This window comes from Bartonella sp. AA86SXKL (assembly GCF_042196885.1).
In genome coordinates this window covers 1-292 of the sequence record NZ_JBHIRE010000188.1, presented here as the reverse complement: position 1 = coordinate 292, position 292 = coordinate 1, and the positions used below count along the sequence as shown (strand labels likewise).

Annotated in this window: 1 pseudogene; it reads right to left on the bottom strand. The window is 35.6% G+C overall.

Annotation, left to right across the window (positions count from 1 at the left end):
- Positions 1-13: 13 nt before the first annotated feature.
- Positions 14-292, bottom strand: a pseudogene (locus tag ACFIO5_RS10875) (ATP-dependent zinc metalloprotease FtsH); the annotation flags it as partial.

The window sequence follows — 292 nt, the reverse complement described above, 5'->3', positions numbered from 1 at the left end:
TTTTAGTATGATTTTATTTTTCTTTTTCCTTTTCAGCTTTTATTTTTTCCTTTTCTTTATCTTCTTTATGCGCATCTTTTTTATCCAGTGTTTCTTGATCGAATTCATCTTTACTTGCTCCAGCCTTAGGGACAGAAGAAGTCCGTGGAGAAGCATTTTCATTTTTTTGGGTTCGTGAAGGAGGTTTTCCTGCGATGACTTCTTGAATTTCAGCGCCAGTTAAAGTCTCATATTCCAACAAGCCTTGGGCAAGAGCGAACCATTCTTTCTTTTTTGCTTTCAAAATTTTGGT